We start from the raw sequence: 20,608 nt of genomic DNA, 5'->3' as shown, positions 1-20,608 counted from the left end.
TGGAAAACCGCTGAAATCCACCTGAAAATACGCTGAAAATGGTATGATAACGCCTATTTACGCCGTTGTTCATGCGTTTTGACAGCCAAGCGTTAAGGAAGCACGGAACAACCCAAACCAGTCTGCGTTCTGAGCAAAAAACATTCAGAACGCGGCGCAGGATAGGGGTCGTAGTTATTAATCATACGATGCTGCGACAGCCTCTATTCTGCAACAAAATTCTGGGTGTTTTTTGCCAGAACCCGAAGGGCTGGCGATTGGCGCGTGATTAACTTTGTTGTGACGCTTGTCTAGGGAATGACCATAGACTGCGCGCCACGCCTCGTTACTCATCACGCCAATCTCCAGCGCAGACGGTAGGGGTTATTCCGAGCTTCCTTGAAAACATAACCGATGAGACGCGTCATCACTCATCGCTGGATAAAAAAGGTTCGCAGTGCGTTTAACTCAAATTAAATTAGCCGGTTTCAAATCCTTTGTTGACCCCACCAGCTTTCAACTGCCGGGGCAACTGGTCGCGGTCGTAGGCCCCAATGGTTGTGGCAAATCCAATATTATGGACGCCACGCGTTGGGTATTGGGCGAGTCACGCGCATCCGAGTTGCGCGGCGAATCCATGGCCGACGTGATTTTCAACGGCTCGGGCAATCGCAAACCCTCGGCGCGCGCGTCGGTCGAATTGGTGTTTGACAACCACGAAGGTCGCGCGGGCGGTCAATGGAGCCAATACGCCGAAATCTCCGTGCGTCGTGTGCTCACGCGTGATGGCGGTTCGAGCTACTACATCAACGGCCAACAGGTGCGCCGCCGCGACGTGCAGGATATTTTCATGGGAACCGGCTTGGGGCCGCGCGCCTACGCGATTATCGGTCAGGGCATGATCGCGCGCATCATCGAAGCGAAACCCGAAGAATTGCGCGTGTTTTTGGAAGAAGCCGCTGGCGTGTCCAAATACAAAGAACGCCGCCGCGAAACCGAAAATCGCCTGAACGACACACGCGACAATCTGACTCGCGTCGAAGACATCCTACGCGAATTGAACAACCAAGTCGAAAAACTTGATGCGCAGGCCAAAGTCGCGCAGCAATACCGCGATTTACAAAATGCCGCGCAGGACAAACTGCATTACCTGTGGATTTTGCGCTACGACGAAGCGCAAGCGGAGCGCGACAAAATCACGGAGAAAATTCAACAGGCGCAAAACGATTTGGAAGCGCAAATCGCCAAACTGCGCCATGCAGAGGCAGAACTGGAAGCGCGGCGCGTGCAGCATTACGAGCTGTCCGATAATCTGAACAGCGCGCAGGCGGCCATGTACGCGGCCAACGCCGAAGTCTCGCGTATCGAGACCGAACTGCGCTTCATGACCGAAGGACGTGCGCGGATTGAAGCGCAGATTGAGCAGATCAAACAGCAGTTGGCGCAATGGCAGGCACGGCAAACGCAATTGCTCGACGACGTGGACAACCTCACCGCCGAGCGCGAACAAGCGCTGGAAGATCAAGCGATGCTGAGTGAACAGCTCGCCGTCGCTCATGAAGATCTGCCTGAGATTGAAGCGCGTCACCGCGAATCCATGCAGAAAATGCAGGATGCGCGCGCGCAGTTGGCGCAGGCAGAACAATCGGTCGCACGCGCCGCCGATGATCAGCGCAATGCCGACCGACAGTTGGGCAATTTGGTGCTGCGTCGTGAACGCCTGCAACAGGAAAAAATCGCCCCGGGCGCGCAGGATGCGAAAGAGCACCACCAACTTGACATGCAGTTGGCCGACGAATTGTCGCGCCAAGAGTCCGCGCAGGCCGCGCTGGACGAGGTGGATGCACAGTTGCCGCAGGCGCAAGACGCGCTCAATCAGGCGCGCACCAATGCTTTGAACGAGCAGGCGCGCATTGCGCAATTGTCCGCGCGACTGGATGCGCTCACGCAATTGCAGGAAAAAGTCCAAACCCAAGGACAGCTCGGCGAATGGCTGGACAAACACCAGCTCGCGACGCGCCAGCGCGTTTGGCAAAAACTACACATCGAATCCGGCTGGGAAAATGCGCTGGAGGCGGTGCTGGGCGAGCGCATGAACGGCTTTGAAATGTCGCGCATTGACTGGGTGAAAAACTATTTCAATGACATTCCGCCGTCGCGTTTAAGTTTTTACGCCCATGTCGCTGTGACCGAGCGCGCGCCGGAAGTGGTCGGTTTGCATCCCTTGGCGCAATTGATCAAGACCAACGACCCGACGCTCACGCAGCTATTGCCCGATTGGTTGCGCGGTGTATATGTCGCCAATACGCTGAACGATGCCTACCAATTGCGCGAGCAGTTGCCCGAAGGCGGCGTGCTGGTCACGCCCGAAGGTCATCGCCTTTCACGCAATGCCCTGCGTTTTTACGTCGCCGAGTCCGAGCAGGCGGGGATGCTGGCGCGCGCGCAGGAGATTGAGCAGATCGAGGCGCAGTTGCGCGCGCAGGATATGCTGGTCGATCAGGCGCAAAGCGGCTTGCACGAATTTCAAGCGCAGGTGGAACGCCTGACGCAGCAGCACAACAGCGCGCGGGCGCAGTTGCAAAGCACCACCGCGCGCGTGCATGAGCTGAAAATGCAGGTGCAAAAGCTCCATTTGGAGCGCGAACAGCGCAATGCCCGTCATGCGCAGATTGACGATGAATTGGCGGAAATTTTAATTCACGAAGAAGAGTTGCAAGCGCAGAAAATGGAGGCGCAAGCGCTGTTTGACGAAGGCGACGCGATTTTACTCACTCGCCAAGAGGCGTGGCAGTCCGCGCAATCGGCGTATGAAACGCTCGAGCGCAGTTTGGCCGATAAACGCGCCAGTCTGCGCGAGGTGGAGAATCAAGCGCGCGATGCGCAGTACCGTGTGCAAAATCTGGCGCAACGTTTGGCCGACATTGAGTACAACCAGCATTCGACCGAGCAGCAGTTGGAAGTTTTGCACAACAACCTCGAAGAGCAAACCATCGAATTGCAGGAGTTTGAGCAAAACAATCATCACGATGGTTTGCAGGCGGCGTTGGCCGTGCGCGTGGAGCGCGAGCAGGCGTTGGCCGCAGCGCGCACCGCTTTGGACGCGCTCACGCATGATTTGCGACAGTTGGACGAGGCGCGAATTTCGGCGGAACGCGAGGTCGATCCGAAGCGCGAGGCCATCACGCAATTGCAATTGTCCGAGCAAGCCGCGCGCCTGAATCAAGAGCAATTTGCCGAGCAGTTGCGCGAGGCCGAAGTGGACATCGAGCAGACCCGCGAACAACTGCGTGCGACGCTCGCCGATGGCGCGCGCGCCTCGGTGTTGCAGGCGGAAATTACCCGATTGAACAATCAAATCAATGCCTTGGGCGCGGTCAACTTGGCGGCGCTGGATGAATTAAAAGTCGCGCAGGAGCGCCAAGGTTTCCTCACTGCGCAGTCCGAAGATCTGACGAACGCGATGACCACGCTGGAAGACGCGATCAAGAAAATTGACAAAGAGTCGCGCGATATGCTGATGGACACCTACAATCAGGTGAACAAAAACTTTGGTGAACTGTTCCCAGAGCTATTCGGCGGTGGTGAAGCAAAACTGGTTTTGACCGGCGAAGAAATTCTCGATGCGGGCGTACAGGTGATGGCACAACCGCCGGGCAAACGCAACTCCACCATTCATTTACTCTCGGGTGGTGAAAAGGCTTTGACCGCGACTGCGCTGGTATTTGCGCTGTTCCGCCTGAACCCTGCGCCGTTCTGTCTACTCGATGAGGTCGACGCACCGCTGGACGATGCCAATACCGACCGCTTTGCGCAACTGGTGGCGAAAATGTCGGCGCAAACGCAGTTCCTGTTCATCTCGCACAACAAAATTACCATGGAAATAGCCGATCAATTGGTCGGTGTGACCATGCAGGAGCAGGGCGTGTCGCGGATCGTTGCGGTGGATATGGAATCGGCGTTGAAATTACAACAGAGCAGTTGAGTTAAATGCACTATTTGGAATGAATGACGAGTTATGAGTGAATTTGAACTATCGACCTTAGCGGTTTTGGCCTTGCTCCTGTTCGCCGTCGGTGCGTACAGTTACTGGCAGGTGCACCGAGCGCAAAAGGCGCAGGAGGCGCGCAAAGCCGAATTGGCTGAATTGGCGGTGGAGCCGCCGAGCCAGCACCGCTATCCGGCGTATGTGCCGGAGCAGGAGCCGCTGCCCGAGACGTGGCCGTCTGCGCCTGCGTCGGTGCAGAGCGAGCCGACGGATAGTCCGGCGATTGAATATCATGCTGAAACGCCAGCAGCGGCTGCGGTGAATCCTGTGGCTCAATCCATTCAATCGACTTTATCGGCAGCCGAAGTTGAGAGTGAGCAGCCAGAGACACCCGTGACCGCGGAGCTTGAGGAAGAAACACTCGGTGATCATGCTGAAATCAGCGTGCAAACGACACCTGACGCGGCGCATGAAGCAACGCACAAAACCGAAGAGAAAATCGTTGTGGAGCTTGAAGAATCTACCCATGAGGCGGAGGAAAATGATGTCGCTACTATCCCTGCTTCGGTGATCGATGAGGCGCCGCCGTTAACTGATAACACGGCGGATGTGCGCTTGGAATCCGAACGCGTACAAGCGGCGTTGGACAAAATGACGGCGGCAACCATCATCCCTACTGCCACCGCTGCCACCGAGGAGTCGGTACAAAACCCAATGGAGAATGCAGGAGCGGCATCAGCGGATTCAGAACCGGATTCGCCAAGCGCACCGATGGCGTTGGCTCAGGAGCCTTATGTGGAGGAAGTCGCGCAGGTTGTGCTGTCTGAGTCACCCGCTACCGAACCCGCCAGAGTAATGACAGCAACGGCAGCAACGACGCCGGATGAAATCATGTCGGCGATTATCGCCGAGCCACCGACAACGGGCAAAACCGTACCGGTGACTTTTGATCTGGATGACGAGGAAGAAAAAGAGCGCATCGCGCAGCGCATCACCGCACAGGAAATGAAACGTCGTGCGACGTGGGAAGTATTCGCGCCGTTTGCCCGTTTTGAACATTGGCTGAACACCGCGCATCCGCAGGGCGTTGACCCGATTCGTGCGATTGACGCCGAGATTGTGATCACGGTCAATCAGCCGAAAACCGCAGAGGACATTGAGCGCGCTTTGTATGATTTGCGCTTGGATACACCGCTGCCGATGCGATTGTATGGCGCACGCGCCGGGCAAATCAGTTTGGAGTCGGGCAGCAAACGGGTGTGGCAGGATTTGCAGGCCGGCGCGCCGTACAGTGCGATCAAATTGACTTTGCAACTGGCCAATCGCAGTCATTACGCGCAAGAAGAGGTGATCCAACGCTGGTTCGGTCTGGCCGAAGCCGTGCGCAAACGCTTGGCCGGGCACATTGATACCTTGCCGGATGTGTATGAATTGAGCGACTACGCGCAGTTTTTACACGCCTTGGCGCGTCGCGTCGGTCAGCCGATCATTCTGCAATTGCACAAAGAGAACGGCCTGTGGCCAGCCTATGAAGTGCATCAGCAGTTGACCGCCTGCGGCGCGGTGCTGAGTGAGCGCGGTATTTATGTTGCTCGTAGTGAATCGAGTGGGCGCAACACGCCGGTGTACGCAGTGATGAATGACGTGAATAATCCGCGCGCACAGGATTTTTTGCGCAGTCAGATGGCGGTGATGTACGTGCATACTTTGTCTTTCTGCGTCGAATTGGCGCGGATTGAATTGCGTTTGGACGAGGGTACGGACGCGCAGCCGTTGGAACCGATTCAGCGGCTCATCAGCGATATGAAATTTGTGGCCGATGCGCTCGATGCGCAGTGGCAAAACCATGTGGGCGAGGAAATTTCGGTGGATGAGTTGAAGAAAATCGCCCATCTGCAAACCCGTATTTTCGTGCGGCAACTGAGCGAGCTGGGATTGCCGGTCGGTGCGTTGATGACCAAACGCTTACTGCTCGGCTGAGCAGTGAGCATCTGCTGACTGTCATTACGCTGTCGTATCTCGCCCGATGTGCGCTTCAAACAAACGCCTGACCTGAAAAATAACGATGTCGAATTTAGATTTATTTTCCGATTTGCCCGAGCCTGCGCTGACTATCGAACAGCAAATCACGCAACTGCGCGAGCAGTTGCGCGCGCACAACGTTGCCTACTACGTCAATGACGCGCCGACGGTGAGTGACGCCGAATACGACGCGCTGTTTCGTGAATTGGAGGCGTTGGAGCAGGCGCATCCGCAGTTTTCCAGCGCTGATTCGCCGACGCAGCGGGTGGGCGGTGCGCCGCTGTCGCAGTTTGCCAAAGTGCGTCACCGCGTGCCGATGCTCTCGCTGGCCAATGCTTTTAGCGATGCGGAGGTGCGCGCGTTTGACCAGCGGATGCAGGATGAATTGCGTAGCGCGGGTTTGTTGGCAGAGGGGCAGCGTGTCGAATATGCGTGTGAGGTGAAATTTGACGGGCTGGCGATCAATTTGCGCTATGAGCAGGGCGTTTTGGTGCAGGCCGCGACGCGCGGCGATGGTGAGACTGGCGAGGATGTGACCGCGAATGTGCGCACGATACGCTCGATTCCCCTGCGCTTGCAAGGCAAACAGTTTCCCGAGGTGTTGGAGGTGCGCGGCGAGGTGTTGATGAAGCGCTCTGATTTTGAGCGACTGAATCTGACGCAGGCGGATAAAGGTGAGAAGCAGTTTGCCAATCCGCGTAACGCGGCGGCGGGCAGCCTGCGTCAACTCGATTCGCGTATCACCGCCAGTCGCAAACTCTCGTTTTTCGCCTATGGTTTGGGTGAAATGCAGGACAGCGTCGAGGTGTTTCAGACCGATGGTTTTGCGCACATCGTGGCGCAGTTGCGCGATTTAGGCTTTCCGGTGTTCACGGCACAACCGCTGGTCAGCGGCGCAGAGGGTTTGTTGGATTTTTATGCGCAGACCGGCGCACGGCGCAATGAGCTGCCGTTTGACATTGACGGTGTGGTGTATAAGGTCAATGACAGCGCGCAGCAAGAGGCGCTGGGCTTTGTGTCGCGTTCGCCGCGCTGGGCGATTGCCCATAAATTTCCCGCGCAGGAAATGACCACCGTGGTGCAGGATATCACGGTGCAGGTCGGGCGTACCGGCGCGATCACGCCCGTGGCGCGACTGTTGCCGGTCGAGGTCGGCGGCGTGATTGTGACCAATGCGACATTGCACAATGCCGATGAAGTCGCGCGCAAAGATGTGCGCATCGGTGACACAGTCGTGGTGCGGCGCGCGGGCGATGTGATTCCTGAAGTGGTCATGAGTATCATCGAAAAGCGTCCGCTGGATGCGCGTGTCTTCATCATGCCGACGCAATGTCCCGAATGCGCTTCGCCGATCGTGCGCGAAGCAGGTGAGGCGGTGGCGCGTTGCACCGGCGGCTTGATTTGCCCGGCGCAGCTCAAGCAGAGCCTGATGCATTTTGCCTCGCGCAAGGCGGTGAATATTGACGGCTTGGGCGATAAATTGATTGAGCAATTGGTGGATGTGGGCTTGGTCAAAACACCGGATGATCTGTATCGGTTAACGGTTGAGCAACTGGCGCAATTGGATCGCATGGCGCAAAAATCCGCGCAAAACGTGTTCGATGCGATTCAAACCTCGAAAGAAACCACGCTGGCGCGCTTTGTCTACGCGTTGGGTATTCGTCATGTGGGCGAGGCCACCGCCAAATCGCTGGCGCAGCATTTTCGCACGCTGGCGGCGATTCGTGCGGCCCATGCAGAGGAATTGCTCATGGTGGCGGACATCGGGCCGGTGGTGGCACAAGCGATCGTCGATTTTTGGGCGGATGCGCGTCATCAAAGCGTCACCGAACGTCTGTTACAATTGGGGGTGCACTGGGACGAATTGCCTGAGCAGGCGGCGTCTGACAGTGCGTTTGCCGGAAAAACCGTGGTATTGACCGGTACTTTGCCGACGCTCGCGCGTGATGCGGCCAAAGCGTTGCTCGAAACAGCGGGGGCAAAAGTGGCGGGCAGCGTTTCGGCTAAAACGGATTATGTGGTGGCGGGCGAATCCGCCGGCTCGAAATTGGATAAAGCCAATGCTCTGGGCGTGCGTGTGATTGACGAGGCACAGATGTTGGCATTGCTGAATCAGGCAAATTAGGTCAATGAGACTCATTAGGAACAGGGAGAGAAATATGCTCGGAATCATCGCCGGAAGCGGCCTACAACGACTGACCCAACTGGAAAACGTGCGCCGTGAAATCGTGCGCACACCGTTTGGCGAGCCGTCGTGTGCCGTCACGCTGGGCGAATTGGCGGGTGTGGAAGTGGCATTCATCAACCGTCATGGCTACGGGCACACACTCGCACCGCATCAGATCAATTTTCGCGCGAATATTTGGGCGCTGCAAAAAATCGGTGTGACCAATATCTGTGCGGTCGGCAGCGTCGGCAGTCTGGTTGAGGACATTCAGCCGGGGCAGTTGGTGGTGTTGAGCGATATTTTGGACTACACGCAGGGACGTAAAAATACTTATTATGAAGGCCCCGATTACCCCATCGTTTACACCGATATGAGCGAGCCGTTTCACGGTGCGACGCGCGATAATTTGATTTGTTCGGGACAAAAGCTGGGCGTCGAATTGGTGCAAGAGGCGGTGTATGCCTGCACCGACGGGCCGCGTCTGGAAACCCGTGCCGAAGTGCGCCGCATGGTCGGAGACGGCGCCGATGTGGTGGGCATGACTTTGGTGCCGGAAGTGATTTTGGCCAAAGAATTGGCTTTGGATTACGCAGCGATCACGGTGTGTACCAATTACGCTGCCGGTGTCGGGAAAACCCGTGCGCATGATTTGAAACAGTGGCGCGAATTGCGTGAGCGCAGCTTGACGCAGGTGGAGCAACTGCTGTTTCATTGGGTTCGGTTGCAGGAGCGTTCATGCGCACCGGAAACGGTTTGATGAGCAGTTCGTACCGATATTGGGTGCAACAATGCGATAAAAAAACGTAACCAGATCGGTTACGTTTTTTATTTGTGCTTTTCTCCAAGGAGATGGGCGATTGAACGCGCTTAGTCTTCTTTGCGTTCATCATCCCAGTTGCTGGCCGGTTGTTCACCGTCTTTGTAAATAACCTTCATTTCCATCGGTTTGTGCGTTGCTTCGATCAAAATTAGGCGGTCAATGTTCGGATGTTTGCCCGGATTGGCGCGCGCATCGGCAGTGTGCTCGGCGTAGAGTTCCAGACCACGGCGTGCCGCGTAGATGTCCAGTTCACCCATGGTTTTGTAGAGGTAGTAGTACAGCGCAAGTGAGCCGCGTTGACCATCCGCGTTCAGAATGCTGCCTTGCGGTTTGTCGCCTTGGGTGATGTCGATGCGTTCCACAATGTCCACCGGTGGAAACTGTTCGAGGTTGTCTTTGAATACGTTGCTGGTTTTAAACAGGCTCATGGTGTTCTCCTAAAAAGTAGAGTCAAGGGTTCGTCGGCGATCGATTTAATCGGCGGCGGCACGCAAAATCATGTCGATGTAGGCTGCGCCATCGGGTTCTTTTTGGTCGCGTTGCGACTGCCAAAGAATTTGCCCGAGTGCTTCCATGATGATGTGCGCGGCGGTGTGTTCGTCATCGTGCTTTTGGCTGAGTTTTTCGTAGGCGGCGCGAATGCCGGGCGGCTGGTCGATGGACACCTGTTCGCTGATGGATAGGTGCATGGACAGGTGCAAAAATGGGTTGGTCTGGCCATCCTCGGGTAGAAATTGCGCGGATTCGAGGGCTTCGATCGGGCCGTTGAGTACGGCGTGGTATTCGGGATGCACGCGCATCCACTTGACCGCGATGGTTTCAATCGGTGCCAAGGCTTGATTGGCCAAGGATTTGTGCCAAGCATGGTAGAAAAACTGGCGGACTTCTTTGAGGGTTGGGTTAAACAGCATGATCTGATGTGTGTATTTGTGTTGTGCTATGTAGATGGTTTGATTGTAACGTGTTCTGGCTTTGTCGGGGCATAAAAACCAAACAGGCGGCCAATCATTTGATCGGTCGCCTGCTTGGTTCGTCAATTGTGTTGTGAATGACGATTTATAGGGGATAACGGATTATTGCTTGTTACCACCCAATAAGCTACCCAAAATCGAGGTGATGTCATTGGCATCAATTTGACCATTCGGGGTAAGTTTGTTGATCAAACCTGGGAGCAATTCGGCCAAGCCGCCTGCTGCTTCGGTTTCAGATACGCCGGCTTGGCTGGCGATTTGACCCAAAGTGCCGTTTTGACCCAAAGAGTTTTGAATTTGTTCCGCAGTTACGGGCAAGTTTTCACCGGTGCCAACCCATGATTTCACTTGGTCGCCCAAGCCCAATTGGCTCAACATATCGGTCAAGTTGCCCAAGCCGCCGGCCATTTGTGTGCCTGCTTGTTGTTGAGCTTGTGCGCCGCCGCCCAGTAAGCTGCCGAGCAAGCCGCCCAAACCACCTGCTGCGCCGCCTTGTTGACCGCCGCCCAATACGCTACCGAGGATGTTGCCCAGTGCGCCGCCACCTTGCTGTTGGCCACCGCCCAATACGCTGCCGAGGATATTGCCCAAAGCGCCGCTGGAGCCGCCTTGTTGACCGCCGCCCAGCATTTGGGTGATGACGGCTTGGAGCAGAGCGCCTTGCAGGCTGTTGTTGCCGCTGTTGTTGTTACCACCGAGTACGGAACCCAATACGCTGTCTAATAAACTCATTGTTGTTGTCCTTTTTAAAAAGTTGGGAAAAGCTCGCGCCCGATGTGTTGGCTGTGTTTGTGCGCCAAAGCCCATATAAAAGCTGATATAAAGCCCGCGTTCATCAGGGTTGATGCGGCTATATTAGCATGATTTTGAATGGATGTAGCTGCGTGCGCGAAGTTTTTAGCCAGCGACTAACTGGAGCCTTGCCCGGGCAAAGTTTCAACTTTACTTTAAAAGTCACCCCAAAGTGCTTGAATGGCAGCCAGTGTTGCCAATCCGGCGGTTTCCGTGCGCAGCACGCGCGGGCCGAGCAGGGTCGCCTGATAATCCGCCTGTTTGGCTAAAATTAGTTCTTTGTCGTCAAATCCGCTTTCAGAACCGACCAGTAGGTGAATTGTGCGCGTGGCCGGTTGGGGCAGTTGACTCAGGGTGTGCGGCAGTTGCGTGTCGGGATGCAGAATCAAACGACAGGTAGGTTCGTGTTCCGTTGCGTCCTCGTCGGTACTTTGCCCAAGCCATTGGCTCAGGCTCATCGGTGCGCGTAATTCGGGACAAACATTGCGCCCGCTTTGGGCGCAGGCCGAGACGATGATGCGTTGCCAGTGTGCCATTTTTTTATCGCTGCGCTCGCTGGAGAGCTTGATTTGACTGCGGGTGGAGAAAATGGGCACGATGCGGTTCACGCCCAGCTCCACCGCTTTTTCAATCGTCCAGTCCATTTTTTCGGCGGAGGACAAACACTGTGCCAGTGTGATGTTCAGCGCTGATTCGTTGTCAATGCGCAATGTGGGTGTGCTGAGCCAACGTGCGCGCGCTGATTTTTTATCAATCTGTATGAGCTCAATTGTGGCGCAATGGCCTTTGCCGTCAAACAGTTCGCAGACGTCGCCCACGCGCATGCGCAGGACGGTGACGGCGTGGTGAAATACCTCGTCGGGCAAGGTGATCTCCGGTGTATTCGGCCAAGGGGGTGGGTAATAGAAGCGTGATGGCATGGTTTTTCGTTGTTGTGGTGTCATTTGGTATAACTTGGTGGAATGCGGGGGTATGAGTGGTATTTTAGCCCAAAGCCGAGAGAGCATCTGTTAAAATACGCGGCTATGGCTATTGAGAACGCACGCGTGGGCGTTGTTTGGGTTCAACGGCGACGCACAATGACTGATACGAAGAAAGCGATTTATGTCTGCTCCATTATTGATTGAATTATTAACCGAAGAATTACCGCCGAAGGCGCTGCAAAAATTATCCGAGGCTTTTGCCCAAGGCGTACATGAGGGTCTGGTCAAACACGGTTTGGCCGCCAAAGACAGCGCGGTGCATCCGTATGCCACACCACGACGCTTGGCCGTGCTGGTGGAGGGTGTGCGCACCCAGGCCGATGATGTGCAAAAGCGCGATAAAGTGTTGCCGGTGTCGGTTGGCTTGGGCGCTGACGGTCAAGCGAGCGCGTCACTGGTGAAAAAGCTCACCGCGATGGGCTTTGCGGATAAAACACCGGCCGATTTGGAAATCGAAAACGATGGCAAGCAGGATATTTTTTACCTCAGCCATACGCAAAAAGGCGCGGTCCTGTCTGAAGTGTTGCAAGGTATTTTGGCCGATGCGGCGGCGAAACTGCCGATTCCTAAGGTCATGACTTATCAGATTCACGCCGGTACGACGGCGGAGCAGGATGTGCAGTTCGTCCGCCCGGTCAAACGTCTGTTGGCGCTGTACGGTGCGGATGTGTTGCCGGTGACGGCATTTGGCGTGAAAGCCGATCGCGTGACCGATGGTCACCGCTTTTTGGGTAAAACTGCGATCAATATTCCGAATGCGCATGAATACGCACATATTTTGCGCACCGAAGGTATGGTCGAGCCGGATTACAAAGTGCGTCGCGAAAGCATTTACGAGCAGTTGAAAAACAAAGCGGGTGCGTATCAGGTCATCATGCCTGAGGCCTTGCTCGACGAGGTGAATTCGTTGACCGAATATCCGGTGGTGTATAAAGCTGAATTTGAACCTGAATTCTTGTCTGTACCGCAAGAGTGCTTGATTTTGACCATGCAGACCAATCAAAAATACTTTGCCATGACCGATGATAAAGGCGCCTTGGTCAATGAATTTTTGGTGGTATCGAATGTGCTCACTGACGATCCGAGTCAAATCGTTGAGGGTAATGCACGCGTGGTGCGCCCGCGTCTGGCCGATGCGCAGTTCTTCTTTGAGCAGGATAAAAAACGCAGTCTGGACGAGATGGTCGGCAAACTGCAAAGCGTGGTTTACCACAACAAGCTCGGCTCGCAAGGCGCGCGCGTGGCGCGTGTGCAGGCGATTGCCGCGTATTTGGCTGAGCAATTGGGCGCGAATGTGGCCGATGCGAAACGTGCCGCGTACATCGCCAAGGCCGATTTGGTCAGCGACATGGTGGGTGAATTCCCTGAGTTGCAAGGCGTGATGGGGCGCTATTACGCCACGCATCATGGTGAAAAAGCGGACGTTGCTGCGGCTTGTGCTGAGCATTATCAGCCGCGTTTTGCCGGTGACGAATTGCCTGCGACGCAAGTCGGGTTGATTGCCGCGATTGCCGACAAACTTGAAACCTTGGTCGGTATTTGGGGCATCGGCTTGCAGCCGACCGGTGAAAAAGACCCATTCGCACTGCGTCGCCATGCTCTGGGCGTGGTGCGGATGTTGCTCGAAAAACAACTGCCTTTGTCCTTGTCTGCGACCCTCAATCAGGTGCAGGCGCAGTTCGCCGACAATGCGCAGGTGAGCAACAGCGTGGCGGAGGTACAAGCATTCATGCTTGATCGTTTGCGTGGTTTGCTGAAAGATAAAGGTTATGCGCCGGCGCAAATCGAAGCGGTTTTGGCCAAAAATCCTGATGATTTGTCCGAATTGATGGTGCAATTACAGGCGGTGCAGGCGTTTGCCGTGTTGCCTGAAGCGCAGGACTTAGCGGCGGCAAACAAGCGCTGCGTGAATATTTTGCGCAAAGCGGCGGAGAAAAACGAAGCGATTGCGCCATCGTTGAATGATTCGTTACTGCAAGAGGCCGCCGAGCAACATTTGGCCAAAGCCATGAGCAGCATTCGCCCAGCGGTTGAACAGGCGATCAGCCAACATGATTATGCAGCAGCCTTGAGCGCGCTGGCTGCACTGCGCGAGCCGGTCGATGCGTTTTTTGCCGATGTCATGGTTATGGCCGATGATGCGGCGGTGCGTGCGAATCGTTTGAAATTATTGCAGGATTTGGCCAGCTTGATGAATGGCGTGGCCGATATTTCGCAATTGGCAGTTTGATTCAGATCGGACGGGAGCGCACTCATGGGGGCAAAAACTGAACCGAAGGAATCCAAGCTCATCATTTTGTCCCGCGACGGTGTGATCAATGAGTACCGTAGCGTCATTGCTGATCCCGATGACTGGGTGCCGATTGAAGGCAGCTTGGATGCTTTGGCGCAGCTGCACCGCGCGGATTTTCGCGTGGTCGTGGCTACCAATCAGCCCGGCATCATGCAAGGGCTGCTGACGGTGTCACAATTGAACGCGGTCAATCAAAAAATGGATGATGAAATCATTGCGGCGGGTGGACAACTCGAAGCTATTTTCTTCTGTCCGCACACGCCTGAAGCAGGATGCAGCTGCCGCAAACCTTCGCCTGTGATGCTCAATGATATTGCCGACCGTTTTAATGTGCGTTTGAAAGATGTGATTTACGTGGGCGATACGCTCAACGATATGCTGGCCGCGCATGCGGCGGGTTGTCAGCCGTATTTGGTACTAACCGGTAAAGGCGGGGAAACTTATGCCGATGCCGAAACACCTAATGAGTGCCATGTGCGCGTTAATTTAGCCGCAGTGGTGCGCGAGCTGGTGGGACAGTTTTAATCTAAAAACAAAATATATCTGTCCCTTTTTTGAGTGCAAATATTCTTTTATATACTGCCATCAAGTATAATTGAGCCACATCACAGCAAACTGTTTATCTTTTTGCTGATAAAATAACAAAAATTTCAATAGTGTGGATAGAGTTTGAATATCCGATAGGCTGTATAAATATTCCCTTGCTTTTTTATGGCGTATATATACCTCTTTTGAGATATTTAAATTTAATTTTGAGGCTTTTGTGAAAAAAATCTTTTGGTCATTTACTTTCTTTGTTTTATCGCTCGGTTTGGTCGCCTGCTCGTCACTGCGCTCTGTGGGGCAGGTGCGTGTCGAGCCGGGTGATATGCATGTGGTGCTACTCAATACGGTGGACAGTAAAGCCGCAAGCACGAAAAAATCCAAAACTCAGTTCTATTACGGCGATATGGTGTATGCCTATATGACACTGGGCTGGGATCAGAATATTCAAGCCAGAACCATCGATGTGAAGTGGCGTAATTCGGCCGGAGCCGTCATGGCAGAGCAAGACCGTTTGCCAAAATACACCCGAGACCCGCATCATGTGTGGTTTTGGATCAATACGGCACAGTTGGGTAAAGGCTCGGTATCCACGGAAATTTTGATTGATGGCCAGTCGGTGAAAGTCATCCCTTTTGATATTGTGGATGCCAAACGTTTCGAGGCCAAAACCGCATGGTATCAGCGGCTATTTAAGCGCAAGCCTGCTGAAAATACGAATCAGGCATCTGAGCCGACTTCTGAGGCAGCTTCGCAAAGCAATGCGCAATCTCAGTAATGTCATCAGCGGATTGTTGATCAATGATCGAATTTGAAATGAATGTGATTTATGAAGCAATACAGCGGTAATACGCCTGAGGGTGTGAATGGAGGCGGCTTTTTTATGCGAAGAGCTCAACGACTAAAATGGATGAAAACTGCGATGGCAGGGGCATTGCTTCTGGCATCCGCAGCCTCGTTTGCCGATGTGGTGGACGATTTGATTGACGGCGCATTCCAAAATTATCCGGGCATTAAATCAAAACAGATGACCCAAAAATCGGCGGAAAAAGAGGTTTTGGCCGCCAAATTGAATTTTTGACCAGCGGTGACTGTTTCTGCTCAGCCGGCGACTCGGCTGTATGGCGACGTATCGTCGAAAAATCGCAAAGCCGATCCTGTTACTGTGATCTCGGTAAAACAACCTTTGCTCGGTGGTGGCTTGTATTCCCGTTTGCAAATGAGCAAAGCGAAAAAAAGTATGGCCGATTGGATGGTTGAAGAAGCACGCCGAGATGTCGCTGTTCGGGTGGTTAATGCTTATGCCCAATGGTATGCGGCGCATAAAAAATTGCAGGCCTCGAATGAGAGTGTGATTGCGCATGAGAAATTCACAGAATTGATTACCCGACGCATGAGTTCGGGGGTGTCAACACAAAGTGATGTCAATCAGAGTTTGTCACGTTTGGGACAAGCGCGTGCAGAACAGGCCAGCTATCGTTCGGCTGAGTTTTCGGCACTGGTTGCGCTCAATCAATTGGTTGGTCGCCAATTGGATCGCGAGATGCTGAGTCAAAATATTACAGCGGACACCAAATTGCCCAATGACATTATTGCCCAAGCTTTGGCCGTCAGTCCGACGATCCATCGCTTGGAATATGCTGCGCAGGCAGCAGAGCACCAAGCGGGTGTGACTAAAGCACAGGCTTACCCAGCGATTTCACTCAAAGCCGAACGTACCATTAACAGTGTCACCAACCAAAACTATGGCACGGTTGATACTGTTGGCATTGTGGCTGAATACAGTACTGGCAACGGTTTTTCATCTTTGGTTCAAGGCAGTGCCGCCAGTGATCAATACCGCGCCGCCTTATTGGATGTAGATACAGCGCGTCGCGATTTGGTGGTTCAAATCAATCAAGATGTGAGTGAATACGAGTTTGCCAAAGTACGGCGTGAGTCTTTAGCCAAAACCGTTGCGTTGACGCAAGAGGTCAGTGAGTCGTACGACCGTCTATTCCGCGTGGGTAAAAAATCGTGGCTGGATTTACTTAATGCGGTACGCGAGCGAACGCAAACTTTGACCAGCTTGGCGGATGTGGAAGCATCGCTATTGGCAACCAATCGCCGATTAAAAATTTACACGACTTTACAAGGTTCAGACGAGGATACAAAATAATGACAGCACCCATACAAACGCCCGAGCACTTAACGGAGCAAGAGGCGGTGCAAAAAGCAGCACCGGCAGCGCCAAAAGTGGATCAGAAAAGTTCGCTCATGTGGGCGATTGCGCAGGCCGCACGCCTGCAAGGCACCGAGATAGATCGCTTGCAATTGCATGCGCTGGTGACACAATATGCCTCTGAGATTAACAATATTGAAACCGGTTTGCATGACTGGAATACCGTTTTGGGCAAGCTTGCCGATGAGTTGGATATTCGTTTGGATGTGCCGACCAAGCAGCCTGATCCCGCACGTTTACCGGCGATTGTTTGGAATGCGCAGCAGGGTTGGATATTGATCCGTAATCAGTCCGCCAGTGGTAACTGGGTATCGCAAAACTATTTGGATCAATGGTCGGAAATCCCCAGTAAAGCCGAGGTCAATTGCGTTCGTATGCACTTTGCCAATGAGCGCGACAAAATGTCCGATAAGCCGGCGTTCCAGTTATTCAAAGATGTTTTTAAGGCGCATCGCAAACCTTTATACGAGGCAGGCGTCGCCACCATGCTGATCAGCTTGGTGCAAGTCGTGATTTCTCTGTACTCCATGCAGGTCTACGATCGGGTGATTCCGACCAAAGGCTTTTCAACTTTGGCCGTATTGACCGGCGGGGTTTTGCTGGCCATGCTGTTTGACTTTATCCTGAAACACGCACGCTCGCATTTAACCGAGGAAAACGTGGTCGATATGGACAGTAAACTTTCGCGTGAAATTTATTCGCGGCTGTTGAAGGTGCGTATGGATCAATTGCCCAATTCACTCGGCTCGCTCGGTGCTCAAATTCGCGGCTATGAAAGCATTCGCGCGTTTATGTCCTCCAGTACCTTATATTTCTTGGTGGATATGCCGTTTGGTATTGTTTTCTTGCTGATTATTTCGTTGATTGCTTCACCGTGGGTGACTTTGCCGATTATTTTATTCCTTATTATTGGCATTATCATGGGACTGATGACCAATGAAAAGATCGAGCGCTTGACCAAGGAAAGCATGCAGGTCAGCAACCGCAAAATGGGGCAGTTGGTAGAGACCATTGAGGGTGCGGAAACCATTAAAGCCGGTGGCGGCTCGTGGAATATGTTGTCCAAATGGATTGATTTGAACGATGAGTCCATCAAGCAAGAGGTGAAACTGCGTAAAGTATCGGAAAATGGCACACACATCATCGGTACGCTGCAACAAATGACCTATATCGCAGTGATCGCGATTGGTGCGTATTTGATTACCGAAGGCCATATGTCAATGGGTAGTTTGATCGCTGCATCGATTTTGAGCTCGCGCGTGACGGCGCCGATTGCCATGTTGTATCAAGTGTTGTTGCGTTATGGTAATGCCAAGGGTGCATTAGACGGTATTGAGGCGGTTTATAAATTGCAAATGGATAACAGCAATGCCGAACGCGTGATTTTGTTGGATAAATTACACGGTAAGTACCAATTGGAAGATGTGCGCTTTTCCTACCAAAATGCGCCGGGCAGCATGCATATTCCCGCTTTGAACATTGCAGCAGGACAAAAAGTAGGTGTGCTGGGTGCCATTGGCTCGGGCAAATCGACCTTGTTGCGTTTATTGTCAGGTATGTATCAGCCGTTAACGGGTAAGGTATTACTCGATGGCGTGGACATGAGTCATATTTCACGACAAATTTTGAGTGAGCAAATCGGCTATTTGCAGCAAGATCATCGCTTATTCAGCGGCTCCTTACGGGAAAATCTGCTGATCGGGACAATGGATCCGGGTGATGAAGTGATTAAGGCGGCGGCGGAACGTACGGGTTTGGCGCTGGCCATTTCCAGCCACCCGAAAGGTTTGGAATTGCCGATTACCGAAGGTGGTCGTGGTTTGTCAGGTGGACAAAAGCAGCTCGTGGCTTTGACACGCTTGTTGATCAGCAAACCATCGATTTGGTTGTTGGATGAGCCGACCGCCTCTATGGATCAGCAGACGGCGGATCGCTGTATGCTTGCATTGCGTGAGGAACTCAAACCAGAACATACTTTGGTCTTGGTGACACACAATTTGCAGCTACTCAATTTTGTTGACCGTTTGATTGTGGTCGCCAATAACCGAATTGTGTTGGATGGTCCGAAAGACGAAGTGATTGCGCGCCTGAAAGGGGCTCAACCCAATGCGGCACGTACCAATCCACCCGTGGCCACTCCGCAACCCGCGCCTCATGCGCAACCCGCAAATGCTCAACAGATTCCTGTGCGTGTGGTGACGGCTGCGAAGGAGGGCGCGGCTTCAGCAGACTCATCAACCGAACCGCGCGTTCGGATGTTCCAAGTGGATCGTTCAGATATTTCTGCGGCTGGAGACAATCCATCTTCGGCCCCAGCTAACGAAGTAAAAGGTAGTGAATGATGAATGTATTTTTAAAACTTTTAGGTGCGGGACCGGATGGTTCGCTCAAAAATGCTCGTGCAGTGCTGCGGATTTCAGTCATCGCGTTCATCGTCTTGTTTTTATGGGCGGCGTTTACCAAAATTGACCGAACCATTACCGCTGCCGGACAGGTCATTGCCAGTGATCGGACGCAGTTGGTACAAAGTGCAGATGGTGGTGTACTACAAGAGCTACGGGTAAAAGAAGGCGATAAGGTTGAAAAAGGGCAGGTAGTTGCAATCTTGGAAAAAGAGCGTGCAGCGGCGGCGCATTCAGATGCATTGGGTAAAGTCAGTGCTTTGCGTATGACGGTAGCTCGTTTGCAAGCAGAAGTTCTGGGACGACCGTTTGTCATCGACCCGAAATTAGAAGCCGCTTATCCGGAATTGGCCAGTGTTCAAAAACTTCTGTATTCACAGCGTCGTCAGAGCTTGAATCAACAAGTTGCGCAGTTAAGAACCAGTCTCTTATTGGCTCAAGAAGAAGTTCGAATGAATGAGCCTTTGGTTAAAACCGGCGATGTCAGTCAAGCTGAATTGCTGCGCATGAAGCGTTCGGCCAATGAAATTCAATTACAAATTACCAATACGCGTAATAAATATCTGCAAGATGCTAATACCGAGCTGAATAAAGCCAGTGAGGATTTGAGTACGCAGGAGCAAACTTTGGCCGATCGTGCGCAGGTACTGTCCCATACCGATTTGATTGCGCCGGAAACCGGCTATGTGAAAAACATCAAAGTAACCACATTGGGCGGTGTGTTGCGCCCGGGTGAAGAAGTGATGGAAATTCTGCCGACCGATAATGCGCTGATTGTTGAGGCCAAAGTTATGCCGGCCGACATGGCCAGTGTGAGCGATGGTATGCCGGCGCGCGTTAAACTCGATGCATATGACTACTCCATTTTTGGCACGATGGATGGCAAAGTCATCTACATTAGTCCGGATGCGTTGAATGAGGAGCCGCAGAATCTGCGCCAAGGTCAATCACCGATTTACTACCGCGTGCGCGTGCAGATCGAAGGCGCGCACTTGAAGAGTAAAACCGGCCAAGCCATTCAAGTGCGCCCCGGTATGACAGCACAGGTTGACCTGATGGGTGACAAACGTACCGTACTATCGTATATCACCAAGCCAATTAGTAAAACCGTGAGTGAAGCCACTTCGAAAAAATAATATTCGGTTTGATAATGTTTAAAAAATCCCTGCTTGAGCAGGGATTTTTTTGCACCCATGCTGTGTGGATAATGGAACAAGCGCAGAGAGCTGATCCCTATTTATTATGAATAGTTCCACAATGTGGAATAAATTAATTGATATATGAAAAATATGGATTATTTTCAAAATTTGCTCATCATTTGCAGAAAAACACTTGCGCCATGGGCCTCGCTTGCGTATGATTCAGTTAGTTAGGTCTTATATAAGACATAAGATATTTAGCTCATCATTCACTGGTCATAATTCCCT

At 53.1% G+C, this 20,608-nt stretch carries 15 protein-coding genes; 11 read left to right on the top strand and 4 right to left on the bottom strand.

Annotation, left to right across the window (positions count from 1 at the left end):
- Window positions 1–436 precede the first annotated feature (436 nt).
- From smc to ACZ41M_RS06160, 4 genes are all read left to right on the top strand, one after another.
- Window positions 437–3,964 (top strand): chromosome segregation protein SMC, encoded by a 3,528-nt coding sequence (gene smc, locus ACZ41M_RS06175; RefSeq protein ID WP_464731999.1) that lies wholly within the window; start codon window positions 437–439, stop codon window positions 3,962–3,964.
- Window positions 3,965–3,997: 33 nt separating this feature from the next.
- Complete coding sequence (locus ACZ41M_RS06170) at window positions 3,998–5,947, top strand: hypothetical protein (protein ID WP_464732000.1); 1,950 nt, start codon at window positions 3,998–4,000, stop codon at window positions 5,945–5,947.
- An 85-nt stretch (window positions 5,948–6,032) separates the two neighbouring features.
- Complete coding sequence (gene ligA / locus ACZ41M_RS06165; RefSeq protein WP_464732001.1) at window positions 6,033–8,114, top strand: NAD-dependent DNA ligase LigA; 2,082 nt, start codon at window positions 6,033–6,035, stop codon at window positions 8,112–8,114.
- Window positions 8,115–8,148: 34 nt separating this feature from the next.
- A complete protein-coding gene (locus ACZ41M_RS06160) occupies window positions 8,149–8,913 on the top strand; it encodes an S-methyl-5'-thioinosine phosphorylase (RefSeq protein ID WP_464732002.1) in 765 nt (254 codons plus the stop codon).
- Between the two features lie 110 nt (window positions 8,914–9,023).
- Here ACZ41M_RS06160 and ACZ41M_RS06155 read toward each other — a convergent pair whose 3' ends face one another.
- The 4 genes from ACZ41M_RS06155 to ACZ41M_RS06140 all read right to left on the bottom strand — a co-directional run bounded on the left by ACZ41M_RS06155 (window position 9,024) and on the right by ACZ41M_RS06140 (window position 11,659).
- Window positions 9,024–9,404, bottom strand: a complete 381-nt coding sequence (locus tag ACZ41M_RS06155) for a DUF2322 family protein (protein ID WP_464732003.1) — start codon at window positions 9,402–9,404, stop codon at window positions 9,024–9,026.
- Window positions 9,405–9,449: 45 nt separating this feature from the next.
- Window positions 9,450–9,884, bottom strand: coding sequence for a DUF1841 family protein (locus ACZ41M_RS06150; RefSeq protein ID WP_464732187.1), 435 nt, complete (start codon window positions 9,882–9,884; stop codon window positions 9,450–9,452).
- A gap of 165 nt (window positions 9,885–10,049) precedes the next feature.
- Window positions 10,050–10,679 (bottom strand): YidB family protein, encoded by a 630-nt coding sequence (locus tag ACZ41M_RS06145; RefSeq protein WP_464732004.1) that lies wholly within the window; start codon window positions 10,677–10,679, stop codon window positions 10,050–10,052.
- 215 nt (window positions 10,680–10,894) lie between these two features.
- On the bottom strand, window positions 10,895–11,659 hold the full coding sequence (locus ACZ41M_RS06140; RefSeq protein WP_464732005.1) for a 16S rRNA (uracil(1498)-N(3))-methyltransferase: 765 nt from the start codon (window positions 11,657–11,659) through the stop codon (window positions 10,895–10,897).
- Between the two features lie 184 nt (window positions 11,660–11,843).
- Here ACZ41M_RS06140 and glyS point away from each other — a divergent pair, with 184 nt between their 5' ends.
- From glyS to ACZ41M_RS06105, 7 genes are all read left to right on the top strand, one after another.
- Window positions 11,844–13,952: a glycine--tRNA ligase subunit beta gene (gene glyS / locus ACZ41M_RS06135; protein ID WP_464732006.1), complete on the top strand. Its 2,109-nt coding sequence runs from the start codon at window positions 11,844–11,846 to the stop codon at window positions 13,950–13,952.
- A 24-nt stretch (window positions 13,953–13,976) separates the two neighbouring features.
- Complete coding sequence (gene gmhB / locus ACZ41M_RS06130) at window positions 13,977–14,540, top strand: D-glycero-beta-D-manno-heptose 1,7-bisphosphate 7-phosphatase (RefSeq protein ID WP_464732007.1); 564 nt, start codon at window positions 13,977–13,979, stop codon at window positions 14,538–14,540.
- Window positions 14,541–14,778: 238 nt separating this feature from the next.
- A complete protein-coding gene (locus ACZ41M_RS06125; RefSeq protein ID WP_464732008.1) occupies window positions 14,779–15,336 on the top strand; it encodes a hypothetical protein in 558 nt (185 codons plus the stop codon).
- Window positions 15,337–15,468: 132 nt separating this feature from the next.
- The gene (locus tag ACZ41M_RS06120; RefSeq protein WP_464732009.1) at window positions 15,469–15,639 is read left to right on the top strand and encodes a hypothetical protein; all 171 of its coding nucleotides are present in this window, start codon (window positions 15,469–15,471) and stop codon (window positions 15,637–15,639) included.
- Between the two features lie 6 nt (window positions 15,640–15,645).
- Entirely contained in the window at window positions 15,646–16,716 is a 1,071-nt protein-coding gene (locus ACZ41M_RS06115) for a TolC family protein (RefSeq protein ID WP_464732010.1), read from the top strand.
- Entirely contained in the window at window positions 16,716–19,121 is a 2,406-nt protein-coding gene (locus tag ACZ41M_RS06110) for an ATP-binding cassette domain-containing protein (RefSeq protein WP_464732011.1), read from the top strand. Before ACZ41M_RS06115 ends, ACZ41M_RS06110 begins: the two co-directional genes overlap by 1 nt.
- Complete coding sequence (locus tag ACZ41M_RS06105) at window positions 19,121–20,317, top strand: secretion protein (protein ID WP_464732012.1); 1,197 nt, start codon at window positions 19,121–19,123, stop codon at window positions 20,315–20,317. The genes ACZ41M_RS06110 and ACZ41M_RS06105 overlap by 1 nt, the downstream gene beginning before the upstream one ends.
- Window positions 20,318–20,608 lie beyond the last annotated feature (291 nt).

Source organism: Puribacter membranae, assembly GCF_055380425.1.
Note: the sequence above shows the minus strand (reverse complement) of the source record. Positions and strands in the feature narration are given on the sequence as shown.

Coding starts and splice junctions, on each gene's coding strand:
- ACZ41M_RS06160 (WP_464732002.1), top strand. CDS start 8,149: ATGCTCGGAATCATCGCCGGAAGCGGCCTACAACGACTGACCCAACTG.
- ACZ41M_RS06170 (WP_464732000.1), top strand. CDS start 3,998: ATGAGTGAATTTGAACTATCGACCTTAGCGGTTTTGGCCTTGCTCCTG.
- ACZ41M_RS06120 (WP_464732009.1), top strand. CDS start 15,469: ATGAAAACTGCGATGGCAGGGGCATTGCTTCTGGCATCCGCAGCCTCG.
- ACZ41M_RS06140 (WP_464732005.1), bottom strand. CDS start 11,659: ATGCCATCACGCTTCTATTACCCACCCCCTTGGCCGAATACACCGGAG.
- glyS (WP_464732006.1), top strand. CDS start 11,844: ATGTCTGCTCCATTATTGATTGAATTATTAACCGAAGAATTACCGCCG.
- ligA (WP_464732001.1), top strand. CDS start 6,033: ATGTCGAATTTAGATTTATTTTCCGATTTGCCCGAGCCTGCGCTGACT.
- ACZ41M_RS06110 (WP_464732011.1), top strand. CDS start 16,716: ATGACAGCACCCATACAAACGCCCGAGCACTTAACGGAGCAAGAGGCG.
- gmhB (WP_464732007.1), top strand. CDS start 13,977: ATGGGGGCAAAAACTGAACCGAAGGAATCCAAGCTCATCATTTTGTCC.
- ACZ41M_RS06155 (WP_464732003.1), bottom strand. CDS start 9,404: ATGAGCCTGTTTAAAACCAGCAACGTATTCAAAGACAACCTCGAACAG.
- ACZ41M_RS06145 (WP_464732004.1), bottom strand. CDS start 10,679: ATGAGTTTATTAGACAGCGTATTGGGTTCCGTACTCGGTGGTAACAAC.
- ACZ41M_RS06105 (WP_464732012.1), top strand. CDS start 19,121: ATGAATGTATTTTTAAAACTTTTAGGTGCGGGACCGGATGGTTCGCTC.